21 protein-coding genes and 2 pseudogenes are annotated in these 26,519 nt (G+C 61.5%); 10 read left to right on the top strand and 13 right to left on the bottom strand.

The genetic code is table 11. The annotated features are described in order from the left end of the window. The first annotated feature begins 74 nt into the window (after nucleotides 1-74). Nucleotides 75-701, top strand: coding sequence for a uracil phosphoribosyltransferase (gene upp, locus LAP85_13320; GenBank protein MBZ5497377.1), 627 nt, complete (start codon nucleotides 75-77; stop codon nucleotides 699-701). Between the two features lie 89 nt (nucleotides 702-790). Here upp and LAP85_13325 read toward each other — a convergent pair whose 3' ends face one another. The 4 genes from LAP85_13325 to LAP85_13340 all read right to left on the bottom strand — a co-directional run bounded on the left by LAP85_13325 (nucleotide 791) and on the right by LAP85_13340 (nucleotide 5,178). After that, on the bottom strand, nucleotides 791-2,131 hold the full coding sequence (locus tag LAP85_13325; GenBank protein ID MBZ5497378.1) for an amino acid permease: 1,341 nt from the start codon (nucleotides 2,129-2,131) through the stop codon (nucleotides 791-793). Between the two features lie 107 nt (nucleotides 2,132-2,238). Continuing rightward, a complete protein-coding gene (locus LAP85_13330) occupies nucleotides 2,239-4,020 on the bottom strand; it encodes an aldehyde ferredoxin oxidoreductase family protein (GenBank protein ID MBZ5497379.1) in 1,782 nt (593 codons plus the stop codon). Next, the gene (locus LAP85_13335; GenBank protein MBZ5497380.1) at nucleotides 4,017-4,535 is read right to left on the bottom strand and encodes a 4Fe-4S dicluster domain-containing protein; all 519 of its coding nucleotides are present in this window, start codon (nucleotides 4,533-4,535) and stop codon (nucleotides 4,017-4,019) included. The genes LAP85_13330 and LAP85_13335 overlap by 4 nt, the downstream gene beginning before the upstream one ends. Before the next feature lie 7 nt (nucleotides 4,536-4,542). After that, nucleotides 4,543-5,178 (bottom strand): TIGR04076 family protein, encoded by a 636-nt coding sequence (locus tag LAP85_13340; protein MBZ5497381.1) that lies wholly within the window; start codon nucleotides 5,176-5,178, stop codon nucleotides 4,543-4,545. 319 nt (nucleotides 5,179-5,497) lie between these two features. Between LAP85_13340 and LAP85_13345 the strand changes: the two genes are divergently transcribed. Then, nucleotides 5,498-5,878, top strand: coding sequence for a GntR family transcriptional regulator (locus LAP85_13345; GenBank protein ID MBZ5497382.1), 381 nt, complete (start codon nucleotides 5,498-5,500; stop codon nucleotides 5,876-5,878). Between the two features lie 14 nt (nucleotides 5,879-5,892). Then, nucleotides 5,893-6,834 (top strand): slipin family protein, encoded by a 942-nt coding sequence (locus tag LAP85_13350; protein ID MBZ5497383.1) that lies wholly within the window; start codon nucleotides 5,893-5,895, stop codon nucleotides 6,832-6,834. A gap of 153 nt (nucleotides 6,835-6,987) precedes the next feature. Here the strand turns inward: LAP85_13350 and uxaC are convergent, their stop codons facing one another. After that, nucleotides 6,988-8,391, bottom strand: a complete 1,404-nt coding sequence (gene uxaC, locus LAP85_13355) for a glucuronate isomerase (protein MBZ5497384.1) — start codon at nucleotides 8,389-8,391, stop codon at nucleotides 6,988-6,990. Between the two features lie 270 nt (nucleotides 8,392-8,661). Here uxaC and LAP85_13360 point away from each other — a divergent pair, with 270 nt between their 5' ends. The 5 genes and pseudogenes from LAP85_13360 (at nucleotide 8,662) to LAP85_13380 (ending at nucleotide 14,961) form a co-directional block, all read left to right on the top strand. Next, a complete protein-coding gene (locus tag LAP85_13360; GenBank protein MBZ5497385.1) occupies nucleotides 8,662-9,495 on the top strand; it encodes an SDR family oxidoreductase in 834 nt (277 codons plus the stop codon). A 24-nt stretch (nucleotides 9,496-9,519) separates the two neighbouring features. After that, nucleotides 9,520-10,323, top strand: a complete 804-nt coding sequence (locus tag LAP85_13365) for an IclR family transcriptional regulator (protein MBZ5497386.1) — start codon at nucleotides 9,520-9,522, stop codon at nucleotides 10,321-10,323. A gap of 144 nt (nucleotides 10,324-10,467) precedes the next feature. After that, nucleotides 10,468-11,532 (top strand): annotated as a pseudogene (locus LAP85_13370) (MFS transporter). A 642-nt stretch (nucleotides 11,533-12,174) separates the two neighbouring features. Continuing rightward, nucleotides 12,175-13,269 (top strand): sugar kinase, encoded by a 1,095-nt coding sequence (locus LAP85_13375; GenBank protein ID MBZ5497387.1) that lies wholly within the window; start codon nucleotides 12,175-12,177, stop codon nucleotides 13,267-13,269. A 75-nt stretch (nucleotides 13,270-13,344) separates the two neighbouring features. Further along, entirely contained in the window at nucleotides 13,345-14,961 is a 1,617-nt protein-coding gene (locus tag LAP85_13380) for a glycoside hydrolase family 28 protein (GenBank protein MBZ5497388.1), read from the top strand. On the opposite strand, the gene eda is transcribed toward LAP85_13380, so the two are convergent. The 5 genes from eda to LAP85_13405 all read right to left on the bottom strand — a co-directional run bounded on the left by eda (nucleotide 14,948) and on the right by LAP85_13405 (nucleotide 20,017). Further along, on the bottom strand, nucleotides 14,948-15,622 hold the full coding sequence (gene eda / locus LAP85_13385) for a bifunctional 4-hydroxy-2-oxoglutarate aldolase/2-dehydro-3-deoxy-phosphogluconate aldolase (GenBank protein ID MBZ5497389.1): 675 nt from the start codon (nucleotides 15,620-15,622) through the stop codon (nucleotides 14,948-14,950). The genes LAP85_13380 and eda overlap by 14 nt on opposite strands. Before the next feature lie 10 nt (nucleotides 15,623-15,632). After that, nucleotides 15,633-16,397: a 2-dehydro-3-deoxy-D-gluconate 5-dehydrogenase KduD gene (kduD, locus tag LAP85_13390; protein ID MBZ5497390.1), complete on the bottom strand. Its 765-nt coding sequence runs from the start codon at nucleotides 16,395-16,397 to the stop codon at nucleotides 15,633-15,635. Nucleotides 16,398-16,462: 65 nt separating this feature from the next. Further along, entirely contained in the window at nucleotides 16,463-17,635 is a 1,173-nt protein-coding gene (locus LAP85_13395; GenBank protein ID MBZ5497391.1) for a DUF4861 domain-containing protein, read from the bottom strand. Between the two features lie 133 nt (nucleotides 17,636-17,768). Further along, nucleotides 17,769-18,557 (bottom strand): IclR family transcriptional regulator, encoded by a 789-nt coding sequence (locus LAP85_13400; GenBank protein MBZ5497392.1) that lies wholly within the window; start codon nucleotides 18,555-18,557, stop codon nucleotides 17,769-17,771. Nucleotides 18,558-18,712: 155 nt separating this feature from the next. After that, a complete protein-coding gene (locus LAP85_13405) occupies nucleotides 18,713-20,017 on the bottom strand; it encodes a tagaturonate epimerase family protein (protein MBZ5497393.1) in 1,305 nt (434 codons plus the stop codon). A 213-nt stretch (nucleotides 20,018-20,230) separates the two neighbouring features. Between LAP85_13405 and LAP85_13410 the strand changes: the two genes are divergently transcribed. Both LAP85_13410 and LAP85_13415 read left to right on the top strand, forming a co-directional pair. Further along, on the top strand, nucleotides 20,231-21,193 hold the full coding sequence (locus LAP85_13410; protein ID MBZ5497394.1) for a sugar phosphate isomerase/epimerase: 963 nt from the start codon (nucleotides 20,231-20,233) through the stop codon (nucleotides 21,191-21,193). Nucleotides 21,194-21,278: 85 nt separating this feature from the next. Continuing rightward, a complete protein-coding gene (locus LAP85_13415) occupies nucleotides 21,279-22,214 on the top strand; it encodes an alpha/beta hydrolase (GenBank protein MBZ5497395.1) in 936 nt (311 codons plus the stop codon). Nucleotides 22,215-22,280: 66 nt separating this feature from the next. Here the strand turns inward: LAP85_13415 and LAP85_13420 are convergent. From LAP85_13420 to LAP85_13430, 3 genes and pseudogenes are all read right to left on the bottom strand, one after another. After that, a pseudogene (locus LAP85_13420) lies at nucleotides 22,281-23,284 on the bottom strand (sugar kinase). A gap of 59 nt (nucleotides 23,285-23,343) precedes the next feature. Beyond that, the gene (gene gndA / locus LAP85_13425; GenBank protein MBZ5497396.1) at nucleotides 23,344-24,747 is read right to left on the bottom strand and encodes an NADP-dependent phosphogluconate dehydrogenase; all 1,404 of its coding nucleotides are present in this window, start codon (nucleotides 24,745-24,747) and stop codon (nucleotides 23,344-23,346) included. Nucleotides 24,748-24,881: 134 nt separating this feature from the next. After that, nucleotides 24,882-26,216, bottom strand: a complete 1,335-nt coding sequence (locus LAP85_13430; GenBank protein MBZ5497397.1) for a lactate racemase domain-containing protein — start codon at nucleotides 26,214-26,216, stop codon at nucleotides 24,882-24,884. Between the last annotated feature and the right edge of the window lie 303 nt (nucleotides 26,217-26,519).

Raw genomic sequence — 26,519 nt, forward strand, 5'->3', positions numbered from 1 at the left:
CAAGGAGGTTCGGTTCAGTAGTTATCTCGACAACCATGAGCAACGTGGATTCGCCTGGCGAAGAAGGAGAAAAAATGAATGTGACCGTCTTGAACAATCCGGTGGTCCGCCTGCAACTCAGGGAACTGCGCGACCGCAATACTCAGCGGAACCGGTTTTGTGAACTCATAGAACTGATCACTACATTTCTGATCTACGAAGCGGCAGCCGACCTGCCGACGAAAGAGATTCCGGTCTTGACGCCTACAGGCGAGGAAGCCGCATGCATCGTCCCGCAGGGCAAGATCGGGCTGGTACCCATTCTCCGAGCCGGGATCGGCATGGCGAGCGCGGCTTCGAGGATACTGCCCAGCGCCTCGGTTTTTTTTCTTGGTTATGCGCGCAACGAAGTCACGTTGCAGCCCGAGGCTTACTATGAAAAATATCCCGAGGCGATCCGGCTCGTTGATGTCTGTTATGTTCTCGACGTCATGCTCGCCACAGGCGGTTCCGCAGCCGCAGCGATGCGCTTCCTAAAAAGCCTGGCCATCAAGGACATCCGCCTCCTGGCCGTGATTGCCGCACCCGAGGGGGTCAATTACCTGAACTCCGTGCATCCGGACGTGCCCGTCATCGTCGCCACCCTGGACAGATGCCTGAATTCACGAGGCTACATCCTTCCCGGCCTGGGTGATGCCGGCGACCGGCAGTTCGGCACGTAGCCGCGTGCCGAAGGGGCTGCCTGAATGATCCAATGCGCCGAGATGCCGGGAAGACGCCAGGGCACCTGTCCTATTCGGCGCTTTCGTTTCTATGCTCTCCTGCGTGCAGGCGACCGGAAGTAGTAGAGTGCGGAAATCAGCAGCAGCCACGGGACCCCGGCGAGCCAGGCGACATTCATGCCGGGGAGAAAACCCATGGTGACCGACACGGCCAGGAGTATGCAGATGCCCGCGATCGAGAGATAAGGCGTGGCTGCCTTCCGGAAACGCACGTGCGTTGCAAGAATGATCGTCCAGCAAAAAATGGCGCCGAAAAGCGCAATCCCGAGCATATAGACATAGGCCGTATCCGCGAACAGCTGATAGATCAACGCCGCGATGCCCAGCCCGGCGCCTGAGATCAGTACTGCGTTTCTGGGTACGCCGCGCGGGGAAAGCCGGCCCAGCGCTGCCGGAGCCTGGCCCGACCGGGCCAGCGAAAAAAGCATGCGGGAGGCAGTGTAGAGGTTCGCATTGATGCTGGTGAGCGCGGCCGTCAGTACGACGAGGTTCATCAGGCCCGCAGCACCGGGTATTCCGATCTTCTGGTACACGAGCACAAAGGGACTTTCGCTGATGCCGGTCTGATTCCAGGGGACGATGCCGACCAGAACCGTCATGCTGCCGACATAGAACAGCGCAAGCCGCACCATGATGCGCCGCAGGGCCCGGGGAACGGTCCTCTCGGGATCCTTGGCTTCGCCCGAGCCGACTGCTGCCGCCTCCAGGCCGAAGAAGCTGAACACCGCCATGGTCACCGCAGCCCAAACGCCTGCCATGCCATGCGGGAAGAACCCGCCTTGGGCGGCATAGGCTTCAAATCCCCGGCGCTGCACCCCGATGCCGCCAAAGAGCACGACGCCGGCCACAAGCAGAAAGCAGATGGCCAGAACCTTGATCAGCGAAAACCAGTATTCGGCTTCTCCAAAGCTGCCGACGTTCAGGACATTCGCGGCGAGAAGAACGAGCGAGAATCCAACGATCCAGACCCAGGAGGGAGTGCCCGGCAGCCAGTAGCGGCAGTAGATGGCCACGGCGACGATCTGGCCCCCGATGGCGATGATCTGGGCCACGCTGTAAGTATAGCGCGTAACCAGGCCTGCCCACGGGCCGAGATAATGCTCGGCATACACTCCAAATGAGCCCGCCGTCGGGTGTGCCACCGTCATCTCGGAGAGCGCCAGCATGACGAAATAAGTGATCAGGGCGCCGATGACATAGGAGAGGATGACGCCGGCCCCCGCCATTTGGACCGAAATCCCGCTTCCGAGGAAGAGCCCGGTGCCGATCGCCTGCCCGATGGCAATCATGCCGAGCAGCCGCACCGACAGCTCGCGTTTCAGCCCCGCTTCCTTCTCCTCGAATTTGCCTTCGACAAACGGCGCCGTCATGGCCTCCCGCCTTTCATCAGTTCGGTGACATGTTATCCCTTTCCCGGTTCTCGATCGTCAGCGAGGCCCGCCCGGGGATGTGGATGGACTGGGGGACGGGTAGCCTCTCACCGGATATCCCAACCCTTTTCCTTGTAGTAGTCCTTGACCAGTTTCTGGATATCGATCGTAGTGCCTTTGGATGGGCCATCCGGGATTGGGTGGTGGAGGAAACGGGGAGGAAGCGTGTCGTCTTCGGGGCGCAGGCCTTCGCGCAGGTTGAATTCCCGCTCGACTTGGCTGACATGCGAGCAGACTTCCAGGAGCTCGCGGGGCGCGATCTCCCTGCCGAGCAGGCCGGAGTAAGCGTCGGCAGCCAGGTCGAAGTCGACGACATCCATGCAGCAGGAAATGTTCTTGCAGATCGTGATGCTGTCCGAGAGGAGTCCCAGGTGCTCGGCGTATTTGACCAGAGCCCCTTTCCCTTCATCTTTGAGTCGGTGGGCCGCTTCCCGGTAGCCTACCCGCCGCAGCGCGAGATCTTCATCATCTGACAGCTCGATCATGGGCTCGCCCCGATAATGATCACCGCCCCGGGAGTTGACGGCGTTCGTCAGGGCGTATCCCTTGATGCCGCGAGGATCGGCAGAAAAGAGTTCCAGACCCTTCACCTCCGCCGTCAGTTTGCGGGCAGCAGCGCCGAACTGCGCGGCTGCGCGCTTCGTACCCTCGGCAAGCAGATTACCGATGCCCTGCCGCTGCGCGATCATCTCGGGAAGCCGCAGCAACGCCTCGCGCGAGCCCCAGGAAAGGTCGATGCCGTCGACGTCGGCGTCGCAGATCACCCCTTCCTGCCGGCATTCCATCAGCCAGGCAATCACCTCGCCCGCGCTGATACAGTCGATCCCGAGCCGGTTCACCGCATTCGAGACGCCGACTGCAAGCTCCAGATCCGAGTTGCCGCACTTGACGGTGAAGGCCGCCAGGGCTTCGTACTCAGGGCCTTCGCCTTCGCCGTACAGCGTATAGTTGTACCGGGAGCAGAAAACACTGCAGTTGTAGCACGACTTCGCCTTTACCACATGGTCCCGGCGCAGGGCTTTGGCGTTGACCTTTTCGAGATCCGCGAAGACGGTGCTGCGATAATGGTAGGCGGGGAGGACCCCCATTCCGGCCAGCGAATCCATGATGCGGGTCGTCCCGTACTTGCGACGCGGCTCGAACTCGCGGTGCCCTTCTAGGTTCGACTGCAGCCGCGCGCAGGCCTTCCTGAACCGTTCCGGGTCGGCGGGTTTGACCGGCCTGTCGCCGTGCACGACGATGGCCTTGAGCTTTTTCGATCCCATCACGGCGCCCATACCTGTCCGGCCCGCCGCGCGCGCCAGGTTGCATGAGATGATCGCATAGCGGACGAGATTCTCCCCGGCCGGCCCAATGGCGGCAACCTGCAGGTCGGGATCGCGCAGCTCCCGGCGCAATTGCACCGTGGTCTCGGTGATATCCATTCCCATGAGATGGGCGGCATCCCTGATCTCGACCCGGTCGTTGTCGACGAACAGATAGACCCAGCGGTCCGAAGCGCCCGTGAAAACGATCTGATCGTGGCCTGCCCAGCGCATTTCAGGAGCGAAGAATCCCCGTGCCCCGGAGTCGCCCAGGTAACCTGTCAGAGGGCTCTTGGCACTGGCGATAAATCGGCACGTGGCAATCAGCTCACTCCCAGTGAGCGGCCCCACAGAGATGCACAGGATGTTTTCCGGCCCCAGCGGGTCAATGCCCGACTTCAGTTCCCGCAGCAGGGTGATGCTGTTCCAGGTCCTGCCGCCAATCCCGTTCTCGGGCGTATCGCCGCGCCGAAACTGATGATGCGTCAGGTCCACACGCAGGCAGTTCCCACGACAAATGCTCATGAATCGACCCTCGCGCCGTTTTTCCAGCTTGCACGGAGCGGTTCCCCTTGCGCGCCCACATAGCCGGCGCGCCTCTGATTGGGATTCCCCGTCGACAATAGGAATGCTTTCAGCGGGATCTCCCTGTAAGCCTCCAGATAAGAAAGGGCTCGGCTGGGACATGCATCCACGCAGGCAACAGCGCCGCCGCACAAGTCGCAGAAAAGCGGACGGTCTTCATAAAAGCCGACCGCGCCGATCGGGCATGCCTCAGCGCAGGTCTTGCAGGTGTCGCACCGTTCGGCATCCAGAAGGATCTCGCCCTGGGCCCCGACCGACAGCGCATCTGCAGGACATGCCAGGCAGGGCTTCTCGGCGCAGCTCAGGCAGGCAACCGCCATGTCTATGCCGGTCTCTTCCAGCTTGGCCACGCGGATGCGCGCCAGAACAGGAGAGACCGCGCCGAAGTGAAACGAGCTGCAGGTTACCTCGCACATCCTGCAACCCACGCACCTCTTGATGTCGCATTCAATCATCGCAGCTTCATTCCATCGGATCGATGCGCAGAATTACGTTGCCTGCCGGGTCAGGACATAGCACCCGGCGGTCCTCCCTCAACCAGTCGTTCTTCTGCAGGGCGCGCTGTTTGGCCGGCAGCAACGGAAGGGCGGCCTGCAGAGCATAGAGACAGAAATGACGGCCGGGCGGGATGTAGAGCCTCCCGCCGCGCAGCGTGAAATGGTGGCCCGGTTTCATTCGTGATGTGCAGTGGCCCTCGACCGATTCCACTTCAATCCGCAGTTGTTTCAGTCCGTCTTCGGAGGGACCGCTATCGATCTCATCCTTTGTTTTCGCACCCGCTCCGACTTCCGGAGTCATTTCGGAGTCTCTGTCGAGTCTGCGGGTCCGCTCAATCCTGAAGACCACGCGCCCCTTCGGGTCGGGACACTGCGCGTGATGCACCCGCCACATCCAGTCCTCGTCCTCCTTGTCAGCAATCTCCCTCTCCTTCGGTGTAATCAGGGGCATCAGGCTCTGCAGAGCCCACAGGCAGATGTAGCCCCCTTCCGGAATCTGAATGTCACCGTCGCTCACCGTGAAGTAATCGCCCCGCTTCATGGGCGGATCGGCCGTGCACTCCCCCATCACTTTACTGACGGTTATCTTGAGCTCGTACACTGAATGCCCCCAAATATCTTCGCGATGATCAATCGCATGATGGCTCCATGCAAAACTGTCGTGCCAGCTCCGAGCATCCCAGGATTCTCTGCGCCAACAAGCCCGCTACCGCCCGGCTTCTTAGTGCACAAGGTGGATGAGGAATATTGATCAAACAATATAAGAAGGAAATGTCGACAAAAGCAAGGAACTTTCTGTCACCTCTGCGAGTGAGACTGGAAACCTCCTGCAGGTGCGATCGGCAACGAAAGATTTTCCTTGACAACCAGTGCACTATTTTACTAGTGTATTATTTGAATATTACACTAGGACAAAAGGAATGACATTTCACATTAATCCGTCGGACCCAACACCGTTATACGCGCAATTGGAGCGCGCGATCCGGCTGGGGATCGCCACAGGCCGATTGCAGCCGGACACGCAGCTGCCCACGGTGCGCCAGTTGGCTGTCGATCTGCGCATCAATGCCAATACCGTCGCCAAGGTCTATCGGGATCTGGAGCGCGCCGGGCTTGTCGAGACCCGGCGGGGAGTAGGGACTTTCATCAAGGCTCCCCCACCCGCCGCGATGCCGGTCAAGGAGCGTGAGCGGCTATTGAGGAGCCTTGCCGACCGTTTTATGGCGGAAGTTGCCATGCAGGGGTTCAGTGTTGACGAATTGCTGATCCATATCAAGGGAAGGCTTTCGAAAGGAGAATGAAGCTTATGCCAGCGATGACTCAGAAATTTTACTCACAGCGAGACTCGGCGCCCCGGCTGAATGTCATTGCAGTCCTGATTTTTCTGGTTGTGATCCTGGCGGGGCTCGGGATCGCCATCTACGTTAACAACCCTGTCTACGCCGTCGCGGCAGTCCTGTTGGCTTTCCTGCTGGCGCGGGCGCCGCAGATCGCCAAGCAGTGGGAGCGGGCGATTGTGCTGCGCCTGGGCAAATACCATCTCCGGCAGGGCCCGGGATTGTTTTGGATCGTGCCCTTCATCGACACGATCTCCGCCTGGATCGATCAGCGAACCATTACCACGAGCTTCGCCGCCGAGCAGACCTTGACTTCCGACACGGTGCCGGTGAATGTGGATGCGGTGCTGTTCTGGATGGTATATGACCCTGAGAAGGCAGCGCTGGAGGTGCAGAACTACATGCAGGCCGTCAGCTGGGCTGCGCAGACGGCGCTGCGCGATATCATAGGCCGGACGTCGCTGACAGATCTGCTGCGGGGCAGGGAGCGCATCGAAGAAGAACTCCAGAAGCTCATTGATGAACGTTCCAATCCATGGGGCATCACGGTCCAGTCGGTCGAGATGCGCGACGTTGTCATCCCCGAGGCCCTGCAGGACGCGATGTCCCGCGAGGCCCAGGCCGCCCGGGAAAAGCAGGCCCGCGTCATCCTGGGCGAGGCGGAGCGGGATATCGCCCACCTCTTCAATGAAGCGTCGCGTTCGTACCAGGAGAACCCGACGGCGCTGCACCTGCGAGCCATGAACATGCTCTACGAAGGCTTGAAAGAAAAGGGCGCCCTGATGCTGGTTCCGAGCACAGCCGTGGAGTCGATGGGGATGGGCGGCCTGCTGGGTGCAGCTGCCCTGCGCCAAACCCAGCTGTCTGAGAAAAAGGAAGGCGCGCCCTCTTCGGCCGCAGCATCAGCAACGACTTCCTGAGTATCTACGCGCCCAGACTGCCAAAGTGCCCATGCGGCCACGGCCTCCCGACCGCCGGCCACTTGGGCGTGGGGCGGCATGCTGCAGCCCTCATCAATGATCGGCAGCGTGCGAAGCCGGAAGAAGCCCGAAGTGCCTGCAGCGCAAAAAGGGCTAGACTTCAAGACCCAGGTACTGGCGGGCATTCTGGTAGCAGATGTTCCGTACCATGGAACCGATCAGTGCCTCGTCATCGGGCAGCTCTCCCTTCTGGATATCTGTGCCCAGCAAGTTGCACAGGACCCGGCGGAAATATTCATGGCGCGGGTAGGACATGAAGGAGCGCGAGTCGGTTAGCATCCCGACGAAACGCGCCAGCAGGCCCGAGTTCGACAGGGCATTGAGCTGCCATTCGATGCCTTCCTTCTGATCGAGAAACCACCAGCCACTGCCGAACTGGATCTTGCCGGCGATCGATCCGTCCTGGAAGTTGCCGATCATGGTGGCGAACGCATAATTGTCGGAAGGGTTGAGGTTGTAGATGATCGTCTTCGGCAGAGCGTTTTCCTGGTCCAGCCGATCCAGGTAAGCACCGAGTGCATTGGCCTGCGGCCGGTCGCCGATGGAATCATAGCCGGTGTCGGGGCCGAGCTCCTTCATGCGGCGGGTGTTGCTGTTGCGCCGTGCACCCAGGTGCAGCTGCTTGGTCCAGCCCCTTTCCGCGTCCAGGCGGCCGAAATAGAGCATCATATACGCCGCGAAGCGCGACTGCTCCTGCAGCGTGGCGGGCTTGCCGCCGCGCACTTTGGCGAAGATACCGGCTGCGCTGCGCTCGGACGGGAAATCGGCATAACATCCGGCCAGGCCGTGATCGGAGAGACGGCAGCCCAGCTGGTGGAAATAATCGTGCCTTCGGCGCAGTGCGGCAAGAAAATCGCCGAGGCCGGCGATGTGGGTGTTGCCGGCTGCCGCCAGCCGGTCCACCCACGCGTTGAACTCGTTGGGCTGGTGTACATTCAGCGACTTGTCAGGACGGAACGCGGGATAGACCTTTGCCTCCAACCCCAACGCGGCCATGTTCCTGTGATGGCCCAGATCATCCGTGGGATCGTCAGTCGTACACAGTGCCCTGACCCGGAACTTCTTCAGAATCCCCTGGGCATGCATCTCGGGGGTTGCCAGCAACGCGTTGGCGCGTTCCCAGATGCCGGCCGCGCTGCGCTCGTCCAGCAGCTGCTCGATGCCGAAGTAGCGTTTCAGCTCCAGGTGCGTCCAGTGGTAGAGCGGGTTGCGCAGCGTGTGCGGGACCGTGCACGCCCAGGCCATGAATTTTTCGAAGTGCGGTTCATCGCCGGTGCAGTAGCGCTCCGGTATGCCGTTGGCGCGCATGGCGCGCCACTTGTAGTGATCCCCCTCCAGCCAGATTTCGAACAGATCCCGGAAAGCCCGGTTCCCCGCGATGTCCCCGGGGGAGAGATGGCAATGGAAATCGAGGATCGGCTGGTCGGCCGCGTACTTGTGATACAAACGCCTGGCACTTTCCGTCTGCAGAAGAAAATCATCATGGATGAAGGCCATATCGGGTCCTTTCTGCCGCTCAAAGGGAGGGGGTCGGGTCTGCGCCGGCACTATGCTACGGCATCGCCTGCCTGCAGGCAACCGCCTTTGCGCTGGTTTCAACAAATAAAACAAGATTGTATTTGACAAAACGGCCCGCTCCGTGTTCTTTTTTGGATGTCTGCGAACCATTCAGGTGCGCTCGAGGAGCCGGCCCGCGGCGGCGCGCCGGGAAATTCGCCTTCTGCACCACGAAACTTGCACACGGACGGGAACATGATTCAGACGCCGATGAGTCTCGAAAAGCTGTTGCGGTGGTACGACTTCACGGGGCAGACGGTGGCAATCACGGGGGGCACGGGCGTTCTCGGCAGCGAAATCGCCTGCGCACTGGCCACCTGTGGCGCCCGGCTGGCCATCCTTGACCTGCGCCTCGAACCGGGTCAGGCCCTTCTGGAGCGCATGGGCAGGCACGCGGAGAATGCCGCGCTGTTCCACGTGGACGTTTTGAAGATCGAGAGCGTGCGCAAGGCGGCCGCGGACGTGCTTGCCCGGTTCGGGAGGGTGGACTGCCTGATCAACGCTGCCGGCGGCAACCAGCCGCAGGCCACTACGAGCCCCGAGCTGAAGTTCTTCGACCTTCCCACCGAAGCCCTGCGCTGGGTCTTCGACCTGAACGTCATCGGCACGATCCTTCCCTGCCAAGTCTTCGGCAAGATCATGGCGGACCACGGCAGCGGCGTCATTCTGAATGTGTCCTCGATGAACGCCTTCCGCCCGCTGACCCGCATACCGGCCTACTCGGCGGCGAAGGCCGGCGTGAGCAACTTCACCCAATGGCTCGCGGTGCATATGGCTCATGAATATTCACCGCGCATTCGCGTCAACGCCATTGCTCCCGGCTTCTTCCTGACGGATCAGAACCGCTTCCTGCTCAAGGACCGCGAGACCGGCGAACTGACCTCGCGCGGCAAGTCGATCCTCGCGCATACTCCCATGGCGCGGTTTGGAGATCCGGAAGACCTGCTCGGTGCCGTGCTCTGGCTGCTTTCACCGGCATCGGCGTTCGTAACCGGCACGATCGTGCCGATCGACGGCGGTTTTTCCGCCTACAGCGGTGTCTGAACTGATGCGGATCGCGGCACACCCATGAAGCTGCCACGCACCACCATCGGAAAATATAAGGTCGAGGCGGTTGCCAAGGCGCTGGACGTCCTGGAGGTATTCAGCGGTTCGGAGGAGCTTGCCCTCAACGAGATCTGCCGCCGTGTGGGATTGAGCAAGAGCCGCACGTTCCGCCTGCTCCACACGCTTGCGGAGCGCGGCTATATCGACCGATGCGCCGACGGGTCGCGCTATCGGCTCGGCGCGAAGCTGTTCGAGCGCGCATCCAACCTGCGCCGCGATCTCAAGCAGCTGGCCCAGCCCTTCATGCGGAGGCTGCACGAGCGTTTCAACGAGACCGTGAACCTGGGCGTACTCAGCGACGAGGAAGTGCTCTACATTGACATCCTGGAAACTTCCCGCCCCTTCCGGATGACGGCTACCGTCGGCTGCCGGATGCCCGCCTCGTTGACTGCAATGGGCAAGGCAATGCTGGCCCGGCTGCCGCGGGAGAACCCCGGAGCGCCGGATGCCAGGCCGGCCTCCGGGCTGCACCGGTCGCAGAGGCGGATGCTGAAGCAGGAACTGGCCAGGGTGCGGAGGCGCGGCTACGCGGTCGACAACGAGCAGAATGAGCGGGGCGTCGCGTGCATCGGGGCAGCGATCCTCGATGCTGCGGGCAGACCGGTGGCGGCATTGAGCGTGTCGGGGCCCGCCTACCGGATCCTCGCAGAGAAGAAGAACCTCGCTCCGGGGGTCGTAGCCGCCTGTCGCGGCATCTCTCAGAGTCTCGGCTTCTCTGCCGGCGCCGGCATGGCCAAGCCGAAGTCATTGGGATCTTTGGGTTAGATCCGAATTTGCGGAGGCTTCTCGTCAAAAACCCGAGTTGTGCCGGTCCTGCCCCGGGCGGCGTCCATCGGATGATCCTTATGCCGTGCGCCATATCCGCCCGGTCATGGGCCACCATGGAGCGCAGTATCTGGAAGCCTTTCGATCTCATTCGCAGCGGAGGATATCACTTTGAGCAAGGTGAAGATGGAGGCCGTCGAATTGGGTGAAGCTGCCGCACCAGACACTCTGGGCCAAATCGGGCGCTACCGATGGACGATTTGCGCGCTGTTGTTTCTTGCGACGACGATCAATTACATGGATCGCAGCATCCTGGGTGTACTGGGTCCGACCCTTCAATACAAGGTTTTCAACTGGTCGGATAAGGACTACGCCACCATCAACATCGCCTTCAAAACCGCGTACGCAATCGGCATGCTCGCCATGGGGGCGATCATAGACCGGCTGGGCACCAAAATCGGCTACACGCTCTCGATAGGCATCTGGAGCGTCTTCGGCATGCTGCATGCGGCGGTGCGCCCCGCATTCAGCCTGCTCGGTTTCTCGTTCGCCAGGTTTGGCCTCGGATTAGGCGAGTCCGGCAATTTCCCCGCCGCGATCAAAACGGTCGGCGAGTGGTTTCCGAAAAAGGAGCGCGCCTTCGCCACCGGCATATTCAACGCTGGCTCGAACGTCGGCGCCATTCTTGCGCCCCTCATAATCCCGCTCGTGGTGTTGCCCGACGGCACAAACTGGCAATTCGCCTTCCTCACGACAGGCGTGTTCAGCGCGATATGGATCGTGGCCTGGCTGAAGCTTTCCGGGCGTCCCGAAACCCATCCCCGGCTCTCGAGACGGGAATTGGCCTTCATCAACAGCGATTCGATTGCCGAAGCACCCACCGAGAAGGTGTCGTGGTTGAAGGTGCTCCCCCTGCGGGAAACCTGGGCTTTTAGCACGGCCAAAATCGCCGATGCCGTCTGGTGGTTTTACCTCTTCTGGGGCGGGAAATTCCTCTACGACCAGTTCGGCCTGAATATCAAGAGCGTGGCGCTGCCTCTGGTGACCATTTATGTCCTCGCCGACGGAGGGAGCATCGCAGGCGGGTGGATGTCATCCCATTTCATCAAGAAAGGCTGGCCCGTAAACCGCGCGCGCAAGGTCACTCTCCTTATCTGCTCTCTTTGCATCATGCCCGTGATGTTGGTCACTCAACTCGGCACCCGGTTCAAGGTGGATCAGGCTTTCTTCGAACGGCTCGGGAGGGCCACCCTTACCAAGGAAAACATTGTCACCTTGGGCGGCCGGCCGAGAGTAGAGAAGGTCGAAGAGCCTGTGCCGTTGGAAGCGAAGAATGCGTTGCGCGCCCTCTCCGGCAACAGCTATGCCTCCGCCAAGGAGTATGTCCATGCGCTCGGCGGCGTGCTCACACCCGAGCAGGCAAGGCAGATGGAGCCGGTGCTCATAAATTGCGCCCGCTCCGACCAGTTCTACTGGATCGCCGTATTGCTGATCGCACTTGCGGCAGGAGCTCATCAGGCCTGGTCGGCCAACATATTCACTCTGGTTTCCGACGTTTTTCCGAAAAAGGCCACTGCATCCGTCACGGGCATCGGAGGCATGGTCGGCGCGGTGGCCGGCATTCTGGCGGATTACAAACTCGGCCAGGTGCTCACATCGAGCGGGCCCGCGGGCTACTTCTTCGCGTTTATGATTGCAGGTTCCGCTTACCTGATACTCCTCGGCGGGGTCCATCTGCTCATGCCGAAGATGACGCCGCTCGACGCGAACCTGCGGCACGCAGTGAGCCAGGCGGGCGAGCAATGAAAAGCGGACGGTCCTCCTTTCCCCGCTGACAACGAGGGCAAGCCAATGTTGCAGATTCGACCCAAAGCCGAGTGTAAGTGGGATCTGGTCAGCCTGGGCGAGGTCATGCTCCGGCTGGATCCCGGCGATGACCGGATTCATACCACTCGCCGCTTCCGTGCCTGGGAGGGTGGAGGCGAATACAACGTGGCCCGCGGCCTGAAGCGCTGCTTCGGCCTCGACACCGCGGTCGTCACCGCGTTCGCCGACAATCCGGTCGGGCGCCTCATCCAGGACCTGATCTACCAGGGCGGCGTCGATCAGACACACGTCCAGTGGGTGCCCTACGATGGCGTCGGGCGCATGGTGCGCAACGGGCTCAACTTCACCGAGCGCGGGTTCGGACTGCGCGCCCCTCTCGGTTGCTCGGACCGCGGCCACACGGCGGCTTCGCAAATCAAGCCCGGGGATTTCGACTGGGATCGGATTTTCTCCCGGGAGGGCGCGCGCTGGTTTCACACCGGCGGCATATTTGCGGCGTTGTCCGAAATGGCTCCCCTGGCCGCCGCCGAAGCGATGCAGGCGGCCCGGCACCACGGCGTCGTTGTTTCGTACGATCTCAACTACCGCGAATCGCTTTGGAAGGCGATCGGCGGGCAGAAGCGCGCGCAGGAAGTCAACCGCGAACTGGCATCGTTCGTGGATGTCATGCTTGGCAACGAAGAGGACTTCACTGCGGCCATGGGCTTCGCCGTGGAGGGCCTTGACCAAAACCTGTCGAAACTCGACCCGAAAAACTTCCGGCGTATGATCGAAAGGGTCATCCTGCAATATCCCAACCTCAGGGTCGTCGCCACCACGCTGAGGAACTCCAGGACGGCGACGGTCAACGACTGGGGGGCGATCTGTTATTGCGACGGCGAGACCTATTGCGCAACCAACCGTGAATACCTGGAGATTTACGACCGCGTCGGCGGGGGAGACTCATTTGCCTCCGGCCTGATCTACGGCTTCCTGACGGGCCGGGACCCGCAGTGGGCAGTTGAGTGCGGGGCGGCCCACGGCGCCCTTGCCATGACGACCCCGGGCGACACGACCATGGTAACCGTGGCGGAAGTGGAACGGGTCATGAAGGGCGCCAGCGCCCGTGTTGCCCGTTGAAGCACTGAGAGCCGAGTTAATAGTGAAAAATAATTTCCCCATGCACTTCAATCGTTCATGAAATGGAGGACTGGAATGCTGAGCGAAAACAGCGTACGCCGTGAGTTTATCAAGCGATTCGCAGCCGGCGCGGCAATGTCATTGCCGGTTATGGCTTCGGCCGGGGAAGCAACGGCGGCGATGCGGCAGAAGCCCTCCGCCCGCGCGCTCCTCTCGCTCAACGTCGCGGACTTCGGCGCCGCCGGCGACGGGAAGACGCTCTGCACCGCAAGCATCCAGAAAGCAGTGGATGCCTGCGCGCAGGCAGGCGGCGCCAAAGTGGTTTTCCCCGCCGGCAGATATCTCACCGGCCCGATCTTTCTGAAAAGCAACGTCCACGTGGAAATCCCGGCCGGTGTGACCTTGCTCGGGAGCGTGGACTTCGGAAGAGTACCCTCGATTGCCGGACGTTGGGAAGGTATCGACCGCACGGTCTACGCCTCGATGTTCACCGGCCTCGACCTGGAAAACATCTCCATTACCGGCCGCGGGGTCATCGATGGCCAGGGGGATGCGTGGTGGAAGGCGTTCCGGGTCGTTACCGACCTGAGGAGAAAGCTCGGGCTCGCAGAGCGCGAGCCGGAAAATCCTCCCGGCTCCCCGCTTAACTGGGCGCGCCCACGCATGATCAACCTCTATCGCTGCAAGAACGTGTTGATCGGCGGCCTGACCGTGATGAATTCGCCGGCATGGAACATTCACCCGGTGTTGTGCGACAACATCGTCATCGACCAGGTGACGATCATGGCCCCCGAGGAGGCGCCTAACACTGACGGCATCGACCCGGATTCGTGCCGGAACATGCGCATTTCAAACTGCTACATCAGCGTGGGGGATGACTGCATCACGCTCAAGTCCGGATATAAATTCCAGAAGTCGGGGAAAAACATCCCCAGCGAAAACATTGCCATCACCAACTGCATATTCGCCCGCGGCCATGGGGGCGTGGGGATCGGCAGCGAAACCTCCGGCGGCGTACGCAACGTGACCGTCAGCAACTGCATCTGCGAAGGCACAGATCGCGGGCTGCGATTCAAGACCGCCAGAAGCCGCGGCAACATTGTGGAAAACTTCCGCGCGCAGAATGTGGTCATGCGCGGCGTCGGCGACGCCATTTCGGTCACCATGCTATACAACGCCAGTGACCCCCGCACGCCGCAACCCATCGACGAAGGTACGCCCACATTCCGCAACATCCACCTGAGCGACATCACCGCAAGCGATGTCAAGCGCGCGGTGCTCATCGAGGGGTTGCCTGAAATGCCGATCCAGGGGCTGAGCATCAGCAACTTCGTGGTCAACGGCGCAGGCACGGGTATCTCCTGTTCGAACGTCGCCGGCATGACCTTCGACAATGTCACGATCCATGCGGAGAAAGGACCGGCCCTGGACGTTGCCAATGTCCGCCGCCTGGAGGTCTATCGATTCGCCGATCGCAATCCCAAAAAGGACCAGCCGGTCATTCGCCTGGAAAACGTTGACGATGGACTCATTCAATCCTGCAAAGCGACCGAAGGCACAGGCACATTCCTCGAATTGAAGGGTGGCAATGTCAGGGAGATTAGCTTGATCGCCAACCGGCTCACTCACGCATCGAAGGAAGTGGCCTTTGTGGCCGGCGCGCCGGAATCCGCCGTCATCAGACGCCTGTAAAACCCTGTTGAGTCTGAATCGCAGCCGAAGCCACGGCCGCGACGGTCAAATCCTCGATCCGGCGCCAGTCTCCGGCGGCGATCAGTCTCTTTTCCACCATCCAGGACCCGCCGATCGCGACTACGGACGGCCGCTCCAGGTACGACTGCATATTGCTCATGTTGATGCCGCCGGTCGGGATAAACCGTACGCCCGTATGGCTGTAAGGGCCCTCCAGAGCCTTGAGCATCGCCACACCGCCCGCCTGCTCGGCGGGAAAAAACTTGAGTGTGCGGCAAGACATGCTCAGGGCGTTTTCCACCTCCGAAGGGGTCATCACACCGGGCACCATTTCCAAGCCTGCCTGCCGGGCGCTTTCCACAACACGGGGATTCAGTCCCGGCGCCACGGCAAAACGGGCGCCGCTCTCCGCCGCCCTGCGAACCTGATCCGCATCCAGCAGTGTGCCGGCCCCCAACAGCATCTCTGGGAACCGCTCCGCGATTCTGCGAATGCATTGCACGGCCGCTGCGGTGCGGAAGGTGATCTCCATGACATCCAGGCCGGCTCTGAGCAGGGTTTCCGCCAGCGGTTCCGACAGCTTTTCGTCATCCAGCACGACCACGGGGACAATGTGCCTGCGTGCTATCCGTTCCAGAACACTCACGCTCGCCTCGCCCATTTCGCCTGCCTCAACGCGCCAGCCAACCGCCGTCCACTGCCACCGTGTATCCGTTGATATAGTCCGATGCTTTCGAAGCCAGGAACACGACGATGCCCTGGAGATCTTCCGGCTTGCCCCAGCGCCCCATCGGTATGCGCTCCAGGATCGCCTTATTCCGTTCCGGGTCCTCGCGCAGCGCCTTGGTGTTGTCGGTCGCCATATAGCCGGGCGCGATGGCGTTGGCGTTGATCCCAAGGGGTCCCAATTCACAGGCCAGCAGCCGCGTGAGACCCATCACGGCGCTCTTGGAGGAAGTGTACGATGGCACGCGGATCCCGCCCTGGAAGGACAGCATCGACGCTATGTTGATGATCTTGCCATAGCCCTGCTTGACCATCACGCGGGCCGCCGCCTGGCTGAGGAGGAACAGGGCCCTGATGTTGACGTTCATGACATCGTCCCAGTCCTTTTCGGTAAACTCCAGGAACGGAGCACGGCGGATGATCCCTGCGTTGTTGACGAGGATATCGAGCCTGCCGAAGGCCGATAAGGCCTTCTCGACCAGCATAGGTGCAGCGCCCGGCGCAGCCAGGTCTGCCTCCAGCGCCAGGCACTTCCGGCCCAGTTTCTGAATGCCGGCCCGCGTCTCGGCTCCGTCTGCCACATCAGCGGCAACCACATCGGCCCCTGCGCCGGCCAGCGCCAGCGCCATGGCCTGCCCGAGACCGCGCGCTGCTCCCGTCACGAGAGCCGCCTTCCCATCCAACCGGAACTCATCCAATATCGCGCTCATGCACTTACCTCCCGTCTTCGCGACCGAGGCGCTTTGGAATATGGCAGAGACTCATTCCTGCGGCTTCACTTGGGGGAAATCGAGACTTTTATGGGAGATTGCAGTCCTCTTGCGAATCTCTGAAGATACGTTTCCCATTCGCTCACATTTGCAAAATCTCCGCTCTTGTCCCAGCCAAAGCCCGCGTAATAGGCTGCCGGATGGCCCGCGGAAACCTTTGCGATGACCAGGCAGTTGCCGCCTGCTTCCGTGATATCGACGAGCGCGCTCGGATCCAGGACGATGCCGCATCCCAGGTTGCCGGCCTTGCCTTTCTGCAGCGGCTCCCAAGTGCGCAGCCATCCTTCCTTCCGGTTGGATTGGACGGCCGCCTCTCCGAAGTTCTTGATCCCGATCGCGCAGGCGATCGGGCTGTCCGGCACCGACTTGTAGAAGCTTTCGAAGCGATCGAGATTCTGTCCGGCGTCCAGAGTCACGCGTTTGATCTCGGAGACCTTGCGTCCGTTCACATCCCATGGAGCGTACGTCAGCTCAAACACCACACGGATCGGGCCGTTGGCGATCACTCTGCTGTCTATGAAATTGCGCGACACAAAGAGCTTCCCGTTCTCCCAGATGCCACTGCCTCCGCAGCCGCGGCTTGTCCCGGCGGAGTAGAAGTCGGCTCCTTCGCCATTATCGGCGTGGTAGTTGTCCATCATGTACCAGTCGTTGATGATCAACCGCCGCACCCGCTTGGTCCATACGTCCACAGCACTGCTGGTCAACGGTTCCGCCTGCCAGGTTTCCAGGGCCTTGCCGTACATGCGGTGAGCGATGCGATCGTTTTCCCAGGCGAAATCATCGTAGCGCTCGCGCACGAAACGGCCATAGGCCTTGAATTGCTCTTTGGACGGGAGTCTCGGATCCCCGGCTTTCAGGATGAAAGACCTTGCCTCCCCAGCCTTGAAATCGGACTGGAAAAGAAACCGGTCCATGGTGCCGTCCCCATCCATGTCAATGGCCTGGCTCGTGAGCTCCCGTCCCGATCCCGCATCGGTGACATGGATGTTCTTCCAGTCGGTGACGGTTACGAATTTGGAGATATCTCTCATGGAGAGAACGATCGTCTCGCTGGGGCGGGCAAGTTCCAGTTCGTTTATGGCTCTGACGATAAGTGCATTGCTTTGGGAAAAATCGGTCTCAGGCTGCAGAACGAAAATGGAAAGGACCAGGAGAAATCCAGCCATTCTCTTCATGAATTGTCCCTCTTTCGCTGTCAGCCGCACCCCGGATCCAGCGCCAGGGCTCCCAGGCTGTGAGAAATGCAATTGCTTACATCGATTTTCAGCGTCTCGACGATAAGGCTGCAGGCTTGAGCTCTCCCGGGTCTCAGGAATGCGAGGCCAACGAGGGAGTGGTCAGGACTCGTGAGATGCCCCGGCATGCCTCGACCAGTTCGGCCGCAAGGGCGCGAGCCCGGGTCATGTCCATGCGGAAGACCGGTGCGGAAATGCTGAGCGCGGCCACGATGCGGCCTCCCACGCCGACGATCGGCGCGCCCAGGCAGCGCCCGTCCGCCTCGTTTTCCTCGTTGTCCATAGCGTAGCCTTGCCTGCGCACCAACTCCAGCTCGCTCGCCAACGCCTGCTTGCTCACGATCGTCCGCGGCGTCAGCCGCGGCAGTCCCTGGATACGGATGAGGCGACGCACCTCCTTTTCCGGCAGGCCGCTCAGCAGCACCTTGCCCAGGGCGGTGGAATGGAAATAGCGACGGTTCCCTACCTTGGAGGACATGCGGATCGACTGGGGGCTCTCCACGGTGCTGATAACCACAACCTCAGCCCCGTCGAGAACACCCAGATTCACGGTCTCCCGGCTCGAATCAACGAGCCGTACCATGACGGGCTGTGCCGCACGCAGCAGTGCCTGTTCTTCCGACTCGTCCTGCTGCAGATCAAACAGCTTCCGGGCGACGAGGTAGTGCCCGGCCGGGTTGCGCGCGATGTATCCACGGCCTTCAAGCGTCGCCATGATGCGATACGCGGTCGGCTTCGGCAGGCCCAGGGCACGGGCCAGGTCGGTGAGCGCGAGACCGGAACGGCTTTCGCGGATGGTTTCCAGGATGTCGAGGGTCTTGTGCAGAACGAGTATGCCTTGACGTCTTTTGGGTTCTCTCATCGTTTCGCATTCTACAACATAACGTTTCACTTTGCGATCAAGAATCTGCGTCGAACGGACGTCAACTCCGGTGATAATCGCACAATCCACTCGTGGCGGCGTATTTTGTGATCCGTGAAATCCGGGACTGCCTCTGCATGTGGGTCTTTGCCTGGTCACCGGCCGGGAAAGAGCAGCCTCAGGTGGCGTTCGTACAAGTTGGCGGTCACGTTGCGCGCGATCGTGTCTTCGCAGGCGTCCAGCATCCTGAGGTAACGGTCGCCCAGACTGGCTGCGGTCTTATAGGCGACATGAAGCATCTGCCGGAGGTGTGGGTTGAAGTCCGGACATTTCCGGTCGTGGCGGAGCGCCGCGGTGAACTGCGCAGATGACCACGAATTCACCTGTTGTGGAAAAGGAAGCCTGGTCGCATCGATATCGATGACGGCCGCATAGGGTGCGCACAGTTCCTCCCGGCGGGCGTATGCCTGAGCATAGATCTCCTTCGCCATCTCGAGACCTCCCCCGCCCGCCTCAGCCAGGCCGATCACCTCCTCCAGCCATGTCGTACCAGCAGTCTTCACGTGGACGCCGATGTCGAAATCGCGCAGAGCGCGGCAGATCGCAGGGTACAGGGAGAACTTGTCACTGCCCGAGTGGACGCTCAGCTTCAGATTGCCGGGCAGATGATAGCAGCGCACTGCATGGCCAATGACTGCAATGTCGCTGCGAAACTCGGCTTCGAACCTGGCGGCATCTCCCACATAATCGACACCTTTGTTGAATCGACCGGTAAACTTGGGCGCAATCGCCTGCAGCGGGACTTGCTCGTCGGCAAGCGCAGCCAGGATCACGAGCAGTTCCGACGGCGACTGGGGAGAGTCGGTCTCATCCATTGAGACCTCGGTGACAAACTGCCCTTTGCCCCTGGCGGCCTCGATGCGGCGATAGATCCGGCCGGCCTCTTTGACCGCGAACAGGTAATTGCCTGCGGTTTGCGCGGTTGCGGTACGGGAGATATGCAGGGCGGTATCGAATTCGGGGAGACTGACGGGTTTCAGGAGTTCGGGATGTCGCTTCAGAAACCTGTCGATTTCATCAGCGGGCGCGAGCCGGCCTATGGCTGACGCGACATCAAGGGTGTAGTAATCGCTGGACTCGAGAAAACCATCCACGGTTTCCAGCGTGATATGATCGGCGTCGACGTAAAAGGGCCTGGTCCAGCCGAGTTTGTACACGGCGGCTTCGGCTGCCCTGCGGACGTCCCCCGGCCTGGATCCCACATTCATGTGCTCCCGGTTCGATTTGTTCCAGACCGGGATCACATCGATTCCGTCTCGTGCAGCCAACATACAGGCACGCAGCTGCGCCCCGGCCTGATGCGCAAAGCGGTCACCGATGCCGATCGAATACTTCCCTATGCGAAGAGTCTGCACAGCGGATTGCAGTGGTGTATCGGACTTCTCAGACGGAATTGGCATGATGTCGCACCCCCGGATCGCGCTATGCTATATGTTTTGATCCATGAAGCCAATTTGTATTTGACAAAAGGCAGCTTCCGTGTTCAAAAATCAAAGCACAGAGACCGCCACGACTGCGAAGAGTTTGACGTATCATGCGGGCGGGCTTCGTGGTTGGCATCTCGGGCTCCATTCCAAAGCATGCCACGATCGTCGTTCTTTCAGGAGTGTTCCATGTGGTCCGAAACCTCACGAAGGAATTTTCTAGCGGGCCTGGGCGCTGCCATCGCGGCATCGGCGATGCCGGCCCGAGGACTGCCGGCATCCGGTCCGTTCAAGATTTCGATTCTCAGCGACGAAATCAGCCAGGACCTGGGCCGCGCTCTCGAGGTGGCCGCGCGCGAGTTCGGCCTCGGCTGGATCGAGCTGCGCGAGCTGTGGAACAAGAACGTTCTGCGCCTCGACGCGAAAGAAGTGGGTGAGGCGCGGCGGCTTCTCGAACGCTACCGGCTGCGCGTGAGTGCCATTGCCTCCCCGCTCTTCAAGGTGGACTGGCCCGGAGCCCCGGTCTCGAAATACAGCCCGCGGCGCGACCAGTTCAGCGCCGACTTTACGTTCGAGCAGCAGGACGAAGTGCTGGAGCGTGCCCTCGAGCTGGCCCGCACCTTCACTACCGACCGTGTGCGCTGCTTCGATTTCTGGAGGCTCGAAGATCCGGCGCTCTACCGCGCAGGCATGGACGATAAACTCCGCGAGGCAGCGCGAAAAGCCGGCAGGCGCAAGGTCACCCTCGTGCTTGAAAACGAGTATGCCTGCAACACCGCAACCGGCGGGGAGGCCGCACGTACGCTCGACGCGGTCCGATCACCTTACCTGAAGCTCACCTGGGACCCTGGAAACGCCGCGTTTCGCGGCGAGACTCCCTACCCGGACGGCTACGCCCGCCTGCCCAAGGACCGGATCGGCCACGTGCACTGCAAAGACGTCGTGCGCAAGCCCGATGGCACGTGCGAGTGGGCCGCAATGGGGCAGGGCCTGATCGATTTCGTGGGACAGTTCCGCGCGCTGAGGCGTGACGGCTACCGGAACGCGGTCACACTGGAAACCCACTGGCGCGGCGCGGGGACACCCGAGGCGTCTTCCAGGCAATGCTGGGCCGGCATGAAGAATCAGCTCCTCCAGGCCGGCGCACTGTAGCGCCGACCCGGCCGCTCCGCGTGCCGGCATTCGTTTTGAAGCTCGTGACATTCCACTTACATGGGAGGCGTCCATGTCCGTGAGCATGAAAGCCCCTGTCTGCACTGCCGCGCTCGCGGCTCTCTACTGGTTCGCCATCGCCGTGATCTCCGAATTGGCCGTTTCAGCCTCTTCCGCCCCCGCGCAGGAGACCCTTGCCTTGTGGCCGAAGGTTGCTCCCGGAGAAAGAGGCGACATCGGCTCAGAGCGGGTGATGACGCCGCCCGGCGGAGGCGACGTGGCAGGCAAAAGCGTATTGCGCATCACCAACGTCACGAAACCGACCATCACCGTGTTCCGGCCTCCGAAAAATCGGGATGTCGGCGCGGCTGTCCTGGTGTGCCCGGGAGGCGGCTACAGTCGCCTGGCGTACGATCTCGAAGGCAGCGAGATCTGCGAGTGGCTCAACTCCGTCGGCCTGACCGGAGTGCTGCTCAAGTATCGCGTGCCGATGCGCACGGGACTGGAGCAATACACGGCTGCGTTGCAGGACGCCCAGCGCGCGCTTGGGATGGTGCGCCACCGCGCCAAGGAGTGGGGTATCAGCCGGCAGCGAGTCGGCATCGTGGGTTTCTCCGCGGGCGGGCATCTCTCGGCAGCAGCCAGCACCAATTTCAACCAACGCACGTACGATCCGGTGGATGAAGCCGACCAGGAGAGTTGCCGCCCGGATTTTGCGCTGCTGATTTACCCCGCCTATCTCACGGTGCCGAAAGAGGGCGACAGGCTCGCGCCCGAGTTGCGGGTCGGCAAAAACACGCCACCGACGCTGCTGATACAAACGGAGGACGACGGCGAACGTGTCGAATCCAGTCTGTTCTACTATCTTGCGTTGAAGCAGGCCGGCGTGCAGGCGGAGATGCACCTCTATGCCACAGGCGGCCATGGCTACGGCTTGAGGCCATCCCAGCACAGCGTGAGCATGTGGCCCAGACGTGCCGAGGAGTGGTTGCGAACCATCGGTGTGCTTCCCAAAAAGTGATCCTGACCTCACCGCCACTGAACGCGGATACCCCTCAGCATGTATCTGCGTCCTGCCGCGGCGGCTTCAGCGCTGGATGCGCGCCGAGCCGCCGCGGGCGAACGCGCGCACCTGCTCCACGGTTGCCATGGTCGTGTCCCCGGGGAAGGTGGTAAGGAGCGCGCCGTGAGCCCAGCCCAGCCTGACCGCCTCCTCGGGCGTCTCGCCAGTGAGCAGGCCATAAAAAAATCCGGACGCGAACCCGTCTCCGCCGCCTACGCGATCGAGCACGTCCAATTCGCAGGTCGGAGAGGCGTAGGTTGCGCCGTTGATCCAGGCTACTGCGCCCCAGCTGTGCCGGCTTGTCGAATGGACCTCACGCAGGGTTGTGGCGACGATTTTCACCTGCGGATGCTTCCTGACCACGCCGTCGATCATTCCGATGAAGGCGGCAGGGTCGAGTTTGGACTTTGCGGCAACCTCGGGCCCCGGAATGCCCAGGCTTTTCTGCAGGTCTTCCTCGTTGCCGACCAGGACGTCGACGTTGCGGACGATGCGCTCGACAACTTCGACGGCGCGCCCCTGGCCGCCCCAGATGTTCCAGAGCTTCTCCCTGAAGTTCAGGTCGAAGGAGACTATGGCCCCGGCAGCCTTGGCGGCTTTCATGCCTTCGATGATGACCTCACCGGTGGTTTCCGAAAGCGCCGCGAAGATGCCGCCGCTGTGAAACCAGCGCACGCCTCCGGCGCAGATGGATTTCCAGTCGAAGTCGCCTGGCCGGAGTTGGGCTGCCGCTTCATGAGCCCGGTTATAAAAGACGACGGGGGCACGTACACCGTGGCCGCGGTCGCTGTAGACAGTGGCCATGTTAGGACCATTGACGCCATTGTGATCGCCGTCACGATTCCCGTATTCAAACGGAAGCAGTCTGCCAGGTTGGCGGCCACGTTGTACTCACCTCCGCTGACATGGATCCGGCACTCCTGGGCCTTGCGAAACGGGATGATCCCAGGATCCAGCCGATGCACCAGGGCGCCCAGAGAGACAAAGTCCAGCGCTCCCGCCTGATGCATGTCGAGCCCATATTTCATTTCCCGCCTCCTTTCGCTTGAGTCTTCAGGCGCTGCACCGAGCACGTCCCGGAGTGCCGCTACCACTCGGTATGAAAGACGCCTGGTTTGTCCACGCGGCGGTAGGTGTGCGCACCAAAATAATCGCGCTGCGCCTGCGTCAGGTTAGCCGGCAGGCGTTCGCTGCGATAGGCGTCGAAATATGACAGCGACGCGCTCAGAGCCAGCACGGGAATGCCCAGTCCGACGGCGGTCTGGACGAAAGCGCGCCAGGCCTGCTGGCGCCGCTCGATGGCGTCGCGGAAGGTCTCGTCCAGCAGCAGGTTGACAAGCGCCGGATTGCGCCGGAAGGCCGCCATGATGTCGCCGAGCAGGCTGGCACGGATAATGCAGCCCGCGCGCCAGATTTTCGCGATATCGGCCGGCTGAAGCCCGTAGCCGTATTCCTCCGACGCCAGGCGCAGCAGGCCGAGACCCTGCGCGTAGGAAGTGATCTTGCTCGCGTAGAGCGCATCGCGCGCCGCGTCGATCAACCACTGCGGATCGCCTGCGTACTTCGGTGCCGGCCCATGGAGCAGTCGGCTGGCGGCCATGCGTTGCGGTTTGAGCGCCGAAATGATGCGGCTTTCAACGGCCGCATTGATAGTGGGGATCGGGGCGCCGATGTCGAGCGCATTCTGGCTGGCCCATTTGCCGGTCCCCTTCTGCTGCGCCTCGTCGAGGATGACGTCCACCATCGGTCGGCCGGTTTCCGGGTCGATTTTAGCCAACACCTCGGCGGTGATTTCGATCAGGTAGGACTTCAGCTCCCCCAGATTCCACCCGGTGAACACGTCGCGGAGCTGCTGAGCCGACAGCCCGAGGCCCCGTGACAGGACATCGTAGGTCTCGGCGATCAGCTGCATGTCGCCGTATTCGATCCCGTTGTGCACCATCTTCACATAATGGCCCGCGCCGCCCGGGCCCATATACTCCACGCACGGCTCCCCATCGTCGGCCTTGGCAGCAATGGCGCGCAGGATCGGGGCGAGTGCTTCCCAGGCGTCCCGCTGTCCGCCCGGCATGATGCTCGGTCCCCAGAGCGCCCCCTGCTCTCCGCCGGATATGCCCGCACCGATGTACTGGAATCCTTCGGCCGCGAGCTGCTTGCTCCTGCGCTCGGTGTCGAGGAAAAGCGAGTTCCCGCCGTCAATCAGGATGTCCCCGGCCTCGAGGTGCTCCTTGAGATGAGTGATGGCGCTGTCGACCGCAGGTCCGGCAGGGACCATCATCAGCACGCGGCGCGGCTTCTTCAACAGGGTCATCAGCCTGTCAGGCAATTCGGCCAGCGTCACCTCCCTACCCGCCGCCGGCCCGCTCACAAAAGCCTTTGCCTTGCCTGCGTCGAGATCGTAGCCCGCGATGCGGAAACCGTTACGCTCCATGTTGAGAGCCAGGTTGCTTCCCATCACGCCCAAACCGACCACGCCGATGTCACATTGCATGCTTGCGCTCCTCAGTGTGCCGTAACCGCATCCGCTCGGCGGTCGACGAATGGAAATGATCCGGTCCACCGACGGGTCGTTTCAACAGGCGCACACCAAAGAAATCCATCCACCACCAATCCAAAACACCAGCCTCAACCATCCTCATGTGCCATTCGCCCTTCGTCATTCTTTTTGAGGCGGTAGAGCATTTCTCCGGCGCGGGGAACGACAACCACGCCCTCGCTCTCGCGGCCTGCCCACTCTTCGATCCGGATGCCGGCAGGGTTCAGATAGCCGAGATTGATACGCCGGCACCGTTCTTCGGGGATTCCGGTGGCCAGCGTCACCTGGATGCGCGGCGTCTCAATGCAGGTGGACGGGTTATAGCTCCCCAGTCCCTTGACGTGGGTCGAGTGCGCAAGGACACCGCCGGGGTAGCGTTCAAACCGCTGCCAATGAGCCAGAAAGTAGTCCCGGCAGTGGTAGCCTACCTCGTCGATTATGCTGCCGTGCGTGTAGCTGACCTCGGTGATGTGGGGCGCATAAATGACGACCTCTCCGCCGTCGGCCACGGCCGGTTCGAGCTTGTACATGCCCTTCGCCGCCGTCCAGAGATCGTCGTACATCTCGGGCATAATCGACAATACCCGGCGGAACGGCCGTTCGACGTAAACGATGTGCGTGCGGGCCGAAAGATCTGCGGCCGCGCGCCACGCGTGCTGCGACGGGCCGAAGTAGAGTCCTCTCATCCCGCCATGGGTGACGACGAGCGCGAGACAGGCGACAGGGCGATCGATCAGCGCGGCCGCACGATCAATGACGGCACGAACCGGTGTGAAGCTCGTGCCGATCACGTGATAGTTGGTAATGATGGCACCGAGCCAGTGCGTGAAGTTAATGATCTCGGAGCCGGCGATGCCGGGGAAGAGGTACTTGTTGCCGCCGGAAAAACCAACCACTTCATGGGGAAACACCGGCCCGCAAATCAGGATCTGGTCGTAGTTGAAGATCAGCTTGTTGAGCGAAACGATCACATCACGCTCGAGCAGGCCGCCGCTGAGATTCCGGATCTCCGCTGCCGGGATGGTACCGAGCGTCGCGAATGTGTCGGGATCTTCCCAGCGGTGGTTGAAGATCCGGCTGCGACCGGCCTGCCCGTCAGCGACTTGCCGCCCGATCAGACGGCTGAGCTGGGCATCAGACATGGGTTGATGAGTCCCGAGCGCGACGAGGTAGTCGAGCGCGGCCACACGGGATCCGGCTTCCGCCTCGAGAATATCAACCATCAACGGCAACGGCATTGTCCGCGTGCCATCCGGGATGATGACCAGCAGGCGCCTGTCGTGGAGCGCCAGCGAAGACAGGCCCTGTCGAACCAGGCTCCGGACTTCTCCCTGCTTCAAGTAGCGGTCGCACGATCCCAGGCCCAAGACCCCGGAGGGAGGATGATCAGTCGGGGAGGAGTTTGCCGCAGGGTCACAATTCATAGGTATAGCCGCTCCGATGCCTAAAGGTCATACCATTTATCGCGGACAGGTTGCAACCGCAGATGCACCCGGACCGACCGGGATGCACGCCGACCCTCGTGTTTGCGGCCTCTGCATTCTCTGCGTTGAGGCGTTGCGGATATTCCGCACCGTGTCTTTCGAGGCTGCTTCCCGTTTTTGAGGAGCTGCATTCGGAGGGCAGAGCAGAGGGTGACGGCGTTCAGCATCGAGTAACAGTCCTTCGAGCCCGTCCGGCACACGTCCGGTCATCTATTTTTCCGCGTGCAACCGCGCCCAACTCCG

This window comes from Terriglobia bacterium (genome assembly GCA_020072565.1).
Classification (GTDB): Bacteria; Acidobacteriota; UBA6911; order UBA6911; family UBA6911; genus JAFNAG01.

Excerpts from the sequence above, each read along its gene's own strand:
- upp (MBZ5497377.1), top strand. The coding sequence starts at position 75 with ATGAATGTGACCGTCTTGAACAATCCGGTGGTCCGCCTGCAACTCAGG.
- LAP85_13325 (MBZ5497378.1), bottom strand. The coding sequence starts at position 2,131 with ATGACGGCGCCGTTTGTCGAAGGCAAATTCGAGGAGAAGGAAGCGGGG.
- LAP85_13330 (MBZ5497379.1), bottom strand. The coding sequence starts at position 4,020 with ATGAGCATTTGTCGTGGGAACTGCCTGCGTGTGGACCTGACGCATCAT.
- LAP85_13335 (MBZ5497380.1), bottom strand. The coding sequence starts at position 4,535 with ATGATTGAATGCGACATCAAGAGGTGCGTGGGTTGCAGGATGTGCGAG.
- LAP85_13345 (MBZ5497382.1), top strand. The coding sequence starts at position 5,498 with ATGACATTTCACATTAATCCGTCGGACCCAACACCGTTATACGCGCAA.
- LAP85_13350 (MBZ5497383.1), top strand. The coding sequence starts at position 5,893 with ATGACTCAGAAATTTTACTCACAGCGAGACTCGGCGCCCCGGCTGAAT.
- uxaC (MBZ5497384.1), bottom strand. The coding sequence starts at position 8,391 with ATGGCCTTCATCCATGATGATTTTCTTCTGCAGACGGAAAGTGCCAGG.
- LAP85_13360 (MBZ5497385.1), top strand. The coding sequence starts at position 8,662 with ATGAGTCTCGAAAAGCTGTTGCGGTGGTACGACTTCACGGGGCAGACG.
- LAP85_13365 (MBZ5497386.1), top strand. The coding sequence starts at position 9,520 with ATGAAGCTGCCACGCACCACCATCGGAAAATATAAGGTCGAGGCGGTT.
- LAP85_13375 (MBZ5497387.1), top strand. The coding sequence starts at position 12,175 with ATGTTGCAGATTCGACCCAAAGCCGAGTGTAAGTGGGATCTGGTCAGC.
- LAP85_13380 (MBZ5497388.1), top strand. The coding sequence starts at position 13,345 with ATGCTGAGCGAAAACAGCGTACGCCGTGAGTTTATCAAGCGATTCGCA.
- eda (MBZ5497389.1), bottom strand. The coding sequence starts at position 15,622 with ATGGGCGAGGCGAGCGTGAGTGTTCTGGAACGGATAGCACGCAGGCAC.
- kduD (MBZ5497390.1), bottom strand. The coding sequence starts at position 16,397 with ATGAGCGCGATATTGGATGAGTTCCGGTTGGATGGGAAGGCGGCTCTC.
- LAP85_13395 (MBZ5497391.1), bottom strand. The coding sequence starts at position 17,635 with ATGAAGAGAATGGCTGGATTTCTCCTGGTCCTTTCCATTTTCGTTCTG.
- LAP85_13400 (MBZ5497392.1), bottom strand. The coding sequence starts at position 18,557 with ATGAGAGAACCCAAAAGACGTCAAGGCATACTCGTTCTGCACAAGACC.
- LAP85_13405 (MBZ5497393.1), bottom strand. The coding sequence starts at position 20,017 with ATGCCAATTCCGTCTGAGAAGTCCGATACACCACTGCAATCCGCTGTG.
- LAP85_13410 (MBZ5497394.1), top strand. The coding sequence starts at position 20,231 with ATGTGGTCCGAAACCTCACGAAGGAATTTTCTAGCGGGCCTGGGCGCT.
- LAP85_13415 (MBZ5497395.1), top strand. The coding sequence starts at position 21,279 with ATGAAAGCCCCTGTCTGCACTGCCGCGCTCGCGGCTCTCTACTGGTTC.
- gndA (MBZ5497396.1), bottom strand. The coding sequence starts at position 24,747 with ATGCAATGTGACATCGGCGTGGTCGGTTTGGGCGTGATGGGAAGCAAC.
- LAP85_13430 (MBZ5497397.1), bottom strand. The coding sequence starts at position 26,216 with ATGAATTGTGACCCTGCGGCAAACTCCTCCCCGACTGATCATCCTCCC.